Source organism: Paenibacillus sp. AR247 (assembly GCF_002968895.1).
In the GTDB taxonomy this organism is placed as follows: Bacteria; Bacillota; Bacilli; order Paenibacillales; family Paenibacillaceae; genus Paenibacillus_AQ; species Paenibacillus_AQ favisporus.
In genome coordinates this window covers 337,375-344,766 of sequence record NZ_PCZT01000023.1, presented here as the reverse complement: position 1 = coordinate 344,766, position 7,392 = coordinate 337,375, and the positions used below count along the sequence as shown (strand labels likewise).

Here is a 7,392-nt window from a genome sequence, read left to right as displayed (position 1 = left end):
ACATGGCCGTTGAGCTGTCCCAGNGAAGCCTGCTGGGCCATAAAATGCTTCTGGGACCGGGAAGCTACCGCTTTAATGACGATGAAGCTGAGCGGAAGCGTCACGATCAGAATCAGCGTCATCCATGGGCTGATCGACAGCATCATCACGATGACGCCGACCAGCGTCACGATCGACGTGATCAGCTGCGTCAAGCTCTGCTGAAGCGTGGTGCTGATGTTGTCGACGTCGTTGGTCGCGCGGCTCAAGATTTCCCCATGCGTCCGGGAATCAAAATATTTCAGCGGCAGGCGCGACAGCTTCGCGTTGATCTGCTCCCGCATATCGTACACGACCTTCTGCGCCACGCCGGCCATCAGATACTGCTGAATATAGCTGAACGCTGCGCTGAACAGGTACAGACCAATCAGAATCAGCAGGATTTGGGTGATGTAGGTAAAATCAATACCGGCGCCCGGCGTCCCCTTCGCCATCGCGATGACGCCTTCCAGCAGCTTGGTGATCGCCTTGCCGAGAATTTTCGGGCTCGCGATGCTGAACACCGTACTAAGAATCGCCGTCAGAAAAATAACGATCAGCGTCCCCCGCCGCGGCCGCAGGTAGCCGACCAGCCGCTTCAGGGAGCCCTTGAAGTCCTTGGCCTTCTGCGCAGGCATCATCTGGCCGGGATGGCCGCCTGGATGCCGGGGTCCTCCCATCCGGGGTCCGGGTCTTCTTGTTTGCTCACTCATGCGATCTCCTCCTCTGACAGCTGTGAGGATACAATTTCGCGGTAAACGTCACTGGTCTCCATCAGCTCGCGGTGGGTGCCGATGCCGGCAATCCGCCCTTCGTCGAGGACGATGATCCGGTCGGCGTCCATGACCGTGCTGACCCGCTGCGCCACGAGCAGAACGGTCGCGTCCCGCGTCACCGGCTTCAACGCGCTGCGCAGCTTCGCATCCGTCTTGAAATCAAGCGCCGAGAAGCTGTCGTCGAACGCATAGATTTCCGGTCTGCGTACCAGCGCCCGCGCGATGGACAGGCGCTGCTTCTGCCCGCCGGACACATTGTTTCCGCCCTGGGCAATTTCCGACTCAAAGCCGTCTTTCATATTCATAATAAATTCGGTCGCCTGGGCGATATCCGCCGCTTCGCGGATCTCTTCATCGGTGGCGTCCCTTTTGCCGTAGCGGATATTGTCTGCAATCGTTCCGGTGAACAGCAGCGCCTTCTGCGGCACGAAGCCGATCTTGGCGCGCAGCTCCTCCTGCGTCATCTCGCGGACGTCGACCCCGTCGACCAGCACGCTGCCTTCCGCCACATCATAGAAGCGCGGAATCAAGCTGAGCAGTGTCGACTTGCCGGAACCGGTGCCGCCGATAATCGCTGTTGTCTCCCCCGGCTTGGCGGTGAATGAAATCCCCGACAGCGCCGGCTGCTCCGCGCCCGGATAACTGAACGTCACGTCCCGGAATTCCAGATAGCCGCGTCCTTCTTCAGAGGATTGTGCAACGAGCGGATCGTCGATATCCGGCGTAATGCTGAGCACCTCGTTAATACGCGCAGCGGATGCGGAAGCGCGCGGTACCATGACGAAGACCATGGAAACCATGATCAGGGAGAACATGATCTGCATGGCGTACTGGATAAAAGCCATCAGGTCCCCAACCTGCATATGTCCGTCCCTGATGCGCAGGCCGCCAAACCAGACGATGGCGATGGTCGATAAGTTCATGACGATCATCATGATCGGCATCATGGCCGCCATGATTTTGTTGACCCGGACCGCTGTGCTGGTCAGATCGTAGTTGGCTTCCTTGAAACGCTCTTGCTCATGCTGAATCCGGTTAAACGAACGAATGACCCGGATCCCGGTCAGGTTTTCGCGGAGCACCCGGTTTAATTTGTCCAGCTTGACCTGCATCGCCTTGAACAGCGGCATTCCCATACCGGCTATGATGGCAATAGAGCCAGCCAGCACCGGAACGATCACTACGATGATCAGAGACAGCTTGGCGTCCTTGGACACCGCCATAATAATCCCGCCGATACACATCATCGGCGCGCTGATCATCATCCGCAGCATCATGGTCAGCACCTGCTGGGTCTGGGCGATGTCATTGGTGGTGCGGGTAATGAGCGAAGCCGTGCCCAGCTTGTCGAATTCCTGCAGGGAGAAATTCTGGACATGCTGGAATACCCGGCTGCGCATCGATCTGCCGAATCCGCCCGCCACTTTGGCGGACAGGTAGCTCGCGGCGATGGAGCAAATGGCTCCCCCCAGAGCTACGGCCAGCATAAAGCCGCCGATTTTCCAAATGTAAGGAATGTCTCCTCGATGATGCCCTTATCCACGATGTCCGACATCAGCGTCGGGAGATACAGGTCCGACATGGACTGCAGAAACACAAGCACAAATGTGAACAGGATCAGAAGCCAGAACGGCTTCAATGAACGAAAAAGCTTCAGCATGTTGACACTTCACCTCCATCCGATGAATCATTCTGCGTTTTGCTTTCATAATACTTATAAGCCTTGGTCAGCAGCTCGGACAGCTTCTCGCTCTCCTCGATGCCCAGGTGATCGACAAGCCCCTTGAAGGAATGGATCGTCGCCTTACGGGCTTGGATAATCGCTTCCCGCCCCTCTTCGCTGAGCTTGATCCGGACCACCCTTCGGTCCGCCTCATCCGGCGTCCGTATGATCCATTTCTTCTTCTCCAGCGCTTTGACAAACTGGGTGACGGTCGGAGAAGTGACCCCCAGCATCCCACTGATCTCGGACACCTTCAGTCCCGGGCTATCCGGCTCGACATGGCGCATGAGCAGGACCATCAGCCCCATCTCGCTCATCTTTAAGCCTTCGATTACCCGGTGGCGAAACTCACCCCTGTTAAATCGCATGACCGCCTGAAGCAGCTGGACAACGGTTTCGTGGTGCTGATCATGCTCCTGCGATTCGGTACCCTGGCAGAAGGCTTTCTGACGGTTGTTGCCATCGTCGTTCATGACGCCAACAATCCTCCTTTCCCAAACGTGCTATGAAGGATGATATCCCGCACAAAAAATAATTAGGTTACCAATTAAATAGGCAACCTAATTATATGACCTTTCCGTTTTATATGTCAATTAAAACATATCTAATAAAGTCCAACAATATTTTGTTCATGGATCGGCTGTGCTTGCAAGATCAGGATTCCGCAGCAGACGTTTGACCGTCGCCGCAAACAAGATGCAGCAGGTGACCGCCGCGCAGGCATCTGCAATTGGCTCGGCCATAATGACGGCATCGGCTTTGGGCGATATGAACTCCGGCAGCACAAAAACCAAAGGAATCAGCAAAATAATTTTACGCAGGACGGCAATAAAGATGGACACCTTAGCCTGCCCAAGCGCAAGAAACATCTGCTGCAGCGCCAGCTGAATGCCGTAAATGCACGTCCCCAGAAAAAAGACCGGCATCAGCCTTTCCGTCAGCGCAATCAATTCAGCCTGATCCGTGAAAATCATGACGGGGAACCGCGGCAAAAAACACCGCCACTGCCCACATGAGGATGCCGAGGACACCGCAAACGGCCGTACAAAACCGGATCGCCGCCTTCACCCTTGCATAGTCTCCCGATCCATAATTGTAGCCGATGACCGGCTGCGCTCCCTGCGCAAAGCTGGATAAAGGCAGGGAAAACAGCTGCATGAGGCTGGTCAGAATGCTGATTGCGCCCACATACAAATCGCCTCCATACCGTGCAAGGGAAACATTAAACACGATCTGGATCAGGCTTTCCGTCGACTGCATGATAAAAGGGGACAGCCCCAGCGCAAGGATGCGGCACGCCATGCGGGGGTTCAGCCGCAGGTTCCGGAGCCGAAGGCGGAGGTGGCTGCGCCTGGATGTAAGAAACGACAGCACCCATATAGCGGACGCAGTCTGGGAAATGACGGTTGCCAAGGCGGCCCCGCGGACTCCCATATGCATCGGAAATATAAAAAGGGGTGCCAGGATGGCGTTCAGCACAGCTCCGGCACAGACCGTGGCCATTGCCGTTTTGGCAAAACCCTGAATGGAAATAAAAGAATTCAGCCCAAGGGACATCAGCACGCTGACCGTCCCTAGCAAATAGATGCCCATATAATCGCTGGCATAGGGCAGTGTTTTACCGCTCGCCCCGAAGGCGATCAATAGGGGACGGTGAAAACACAGCAGTACCGCCGTCAGCACTCCCGAGACGAGCAGGAGCATCAGGCAGCAGCTGCCGAGCAGCTTCTCCGCTTCCTTGGTTCCTTCCCCCAGTTTCATGGAGGCCAGCGGAGCGCCGCCAAGGCCGATGAGAGCCGCAAACGCCGAGATGGTCATGATCAGCGGGAAGGCGATGCCCAGTCCGGTTAATGCAAAGGTGCCGCCTCCCGGCATCCTGCCGATCAGCATCCGGTCGACGACATTATACAGCGCGTTGACGATTTGAGCCGCAATCGCCGGAAGTGCAAGAGACAACAGCAGCTTAGGGATGCTCCCCGCGGCAAACCGGCTGCTCATTTCATCGTGGTTGATGGTAAATCAGTCCTTTTCGCTCGTAGTTTCCGTAGAAATGCGCATTTCCATCTTTTATTATATCAGACTGAAATCGCATGAAAACACGAGTTTTAAGGCACCTATAGAGCCGTATAAGGGTTGTGAAATATAAAAATAATGAGGAGATACATGTCTGAATTCAAAACGCTTCAAAAGCAAAAATAGGAGGTCTGAGGAGGTGTGGGTAAATGCGGTTTTTTCTTGCAACCACATTAAAGATAATGCGTTCCAGTCTGCCCGGTTACCCCCTGTCCTCCATCAATTTCCCCTGCGTAAACGCGATCCATTCCCTCGCGGCATAGGACAGGTAACGGTCCCTGCGCCAGATCATCCCCAGCTGCCACGGAATGACCGGTTCCACCAGCGGCATAATCCGGATCCGCTCCCGGTTGATTTCCCGGCAGATCGTTTCCGGCAGCAGGGCGATGCCCAAATTGGCGGCGACCATGCCGCTGATCAAGTCCCATTGGGAGCTTTCGTAAACGATATGCGGCTGGAAGCCGACCTTGACGCATTCCGTAATGATCCGGTCGTGCAGCGCAAAGTCCTCCCGGAACAGCACGAAGTTCTCTTCCGCCAAATCGGCAAGACCGGCGCACTCGCGGTGCGCAAGACGGTGAGACGGGTGCACCAGCAGCATCAGGTTTTCTCGGACGAACGAAAACGAGTGGAACAGCGAGTCGTCGGTCGGCAGCACCACGACGCCAATGTCGAGCAAACCGCTCTCCACGTCGACCTCAACCTTTTTGGCGCCGTCCTCAAAGATCTGCATCGTCACCTGCGGGTACTTCTGATGAAACTGCCCGATCACCTCAGGAAAAAAGCTCGATCCGACCATCGGCGGCAGGCCGAGGCGGATATGTCCCTTCTTCAGGTTTTTCAAATCGCCGAGCTCGGAGGACAAGCTCTGAAACGACTTCACGATCGGCTGCGCCTGCTCGTAAATAATGCGGCCCGCATCGGTCAGCACCACCTTTTTGCCCGAACGGTCAAACAGAGTAACGCCAAGCTCCTCTTCAATGTTGCGGATCGTTTTGCTGATCGACGGCTGCGTGATATAGAGCGATTCCGCCGCCTTCGTAAAACTCTGCAGCCGGGCGACCTCCATAAAATACTGCAATTGGCGGATGTCCATACGTCGTTCTCCTTTTCCTTGAGTAAGTCAATCGGGGACATTTTACGTACTTGCCCTACCATCCATTTCAATTATTCAACTTATACGTCATCCTTATGCCATAGCCATATGGAATGATATCCATTCGATATATGCATTTTACCTATGAAAATGAATGCTGTAAAATTTTCATTATAAATGAAAGGAAGGCGAAAACAATTGATGAAGCATGCCGTCAAAGGGATCTTTCAGGTCGCCGTTTTAATGCTGTTTTCATATGCGATGAACCAGCTGGCCGGTCTGCTGCATCTGCCGGTGCCGGGCAGCATTCTCGGAATCATCGTGTTGTTTCTTTTGCTCGAATCCGGCGTCGTCAAGCTCGAATGGATCGAAGTCGGAGCGAACTGGCTGCTCGCCGAGCTCCTGCTCTTCTTTATCCCGGCTGCCGTCGGGGTAATGAAATATTTTGCGATGCTGGAGAGCGACGGGGTGCGAATCCTGCTCGTCGTTATTTTCAGCACGATTGTGGTCATGGCCAGCTCCGGCTTGACCGCCGCGCGCATTGCCAAACATAAAGAACGGAAGGTGTCATGATGATCGGTCTTATCTGTCTGCTGCTAACCCTCGTGATCTACATGGCAGCCAAACGATTGTATAAGCGGTATCCCAAAGTGTATCTGTCGCCGCTGCTGGTGACGCCCTGCATCATTATTATTTTCCTGCTGTGCACGCATATTCCCTATGAACATTACAACGCCGGCGGGAAATGGCTGAGCGATATGCTCCAGCCTGCGACGGTCGCCTTTGCGGTGCCGCTCTATAAAAATTTTAAAGTACTCAAAAAGCACGCCGTCGAAATCGTCGTCAGCGTGCTTACCGGTTCCTTCATGGCTATGATCTCTTCGGCGGTGCTCGCCAAAGGGCTGAAGCTGGACACTTCATTGGTGACGATCCCCCGCCTCGATCACGACGCCGATCGCCATGAACGTATCGCAGGTCGATCGGCGGGGTGCCGAATATTACGGCGGTCTTCGTCATTATGACCGGCCTGCTCGGCTCCGTGCTCGGGCCGATGATTCTGCGCCTCCTGCGGATCGAGAACGAAATCGCCCGCGGCGTGCTGCTCGGCACGAGCGCCCACGGGACGGGGACGTCCGTGGCCTTCGGCTTCAGCTCGATGAGCGGAGCGATCTCCAGCGTCTCGATGATTCTGGCCGCCCTGTTCACGCTCGGCGCGGCGCCGCTGCTCATGCTGATGTGGTAAGGAGTTAGAGGCGGACCGGCTTGCCGGTAGATGCCGAGGCCAACGCGGCACAAGTCACGGCCTGCGTCCGGCAGGCATCCTCATAGCTTGAAAGAATACGGGAGCGGTCTCCGGTGCGCAGCGCATGGAGAAACGCTTCCGTTTCGCGTACATAGGGGCTCCCCTGCTCCGTATATTCTGTCGTGACGCCGGGCGCCGCCAACTGCAGCCGCTGGGGGTTCCAATCGACGATCCCCCGGTCCGTATAGTACGTCAGTCCCGTCTGGCTCAGCCCGCCGCCTTCCGGCAGGACGCATGTGTTGGAGATGTTCGCTACTACGCCGCTCGCTAGGCGGAGCGTAACCGTTCCTACGTCGGCGACCTCTACGCCGTCCACCTGGCTCCGCTTGACCCGGTCCCCGTAAAGCGCATACACTTCTTCAACTTCACCGGCCGTATACCGGAGCATGTCGACCATATGCGT

The 7,392-nt window shown here is 55.7% G+C and carries 7 protein-coding genes and 2 pseudogenes; 2 read left to right on the top strand and 7 right to left on the bottom strand.

The genetic code is table 11. From position 1 onward, the window contains the following. From CPT76_RS30625 to cidR, 6 genes and pseudogenes are all read right to left on the bottom strand, one after another. The coding region (locus tag CPT76_RS30625) for an ABC transporter permease (protein ID WP_146116484.1) at window positions 1-731 on the bottom strand (731 nt) is incomplete at its 3' end. Beyond that, a pseudogene (locus tag CPT76_RS30620) lies at window positions 728-2,454 on the bottom strand (ABC transporter ATP-binding protein). The gene CPT76_RS30625 and the pseudogene CPT76_RS30620, both read right to left, overlap by 4 nt. After that, window positions 2,448-2,990 carry a MarR family winged helix-turn-helix transcriptional regulator gene (locus CPT76_RS30615; RefSeq protein ID WP_105445545.1) on the bottom strand — a complete coding sequence of 181 codons (543 nt, stop codon included), beginning with the start codon at window positions 2,988-2,990 and terminating at the stop codon, window positions 2,448-2,450. The pseudogene CPT76_RS30620 and the gene CPT76_RS30615 overlap by 7 nt, the downstream one beginning before the upstream one ends. Window positions 2,991-3,146: 156 nt before the next feature. Beyond that, window positions 3,147-3,491 (bottom strand): MATE family efflux transporter, encoded by a 345-nt coding sequence (locus CPT76_RS38515; RefSeq protein ID WP_219845485.1) that lies wholly within the window; start codon window positions 3,489-3,491, stop codon window positions 3,147-3,149. Next, a complete protein-coding gene (locus CPT76_RS30610; protein ID WP_219845484.1) occupies window positions 3,469-4,515 on the bottom strand; it encodes an MATE family efflux transporter in 1,047 nt (348 codons plus the stop codon). Before CPT76_RS30610 ends, CPT76_RS38515 begins: the two co-directional genes overlap by 23 nt. Before the next feature lie 277 nt (window positions 4,516-4,792). Then, a complete protein-coding gene (gene cidR / locus CPT76_RS30605) occupies window positions 4,793-5,686 on the bottom strand; it encodes a cidABC operon transcriptional activator CidR (RefSeq protein WP_105445544.1) in 894 nt (297 codons plus the stop codon). 201 nt (window positions 5,687-5,887) lie between these two features. Here cidR and CPT76_RS30600 point away from each other — a divergent pair, with 201 nt between their 5' ends. Beyond that, a complete protein-coding gene (locus CPT76_RS30600; protein ID WP_105445593.1) occupies window positions 5,888-6,259 on the top strand; it encodes a CidA/LrgA family protein in 372 nt (123 codons plus the stop codon). Continuing rightward, a pseudogene (locus CPT76_RS30595) lies at window positions 6,259-6,929 on the top strand (CidB/LrgB family autolysis modulator). The gene CPT76_RS30600 and the pseudogene CPT76_RS30595 overlap by 1 nt, the downstream one beginning before the upstream one ends. 4 nt (window positions 6,930-6,933) lie before the next feature. Here CPT76_RS30595 and CPT76_RS30590 read toward each other — a convergent pair. Further along, the coding region (locus tag CPT76_RS30590; RefSeq protein WP_258168980.1) for a Gfo/Idh/MocA family oxidoreductase at window positions 6,934-7,392 on the bottom strand (459 nt) is incomplete at its 5' end.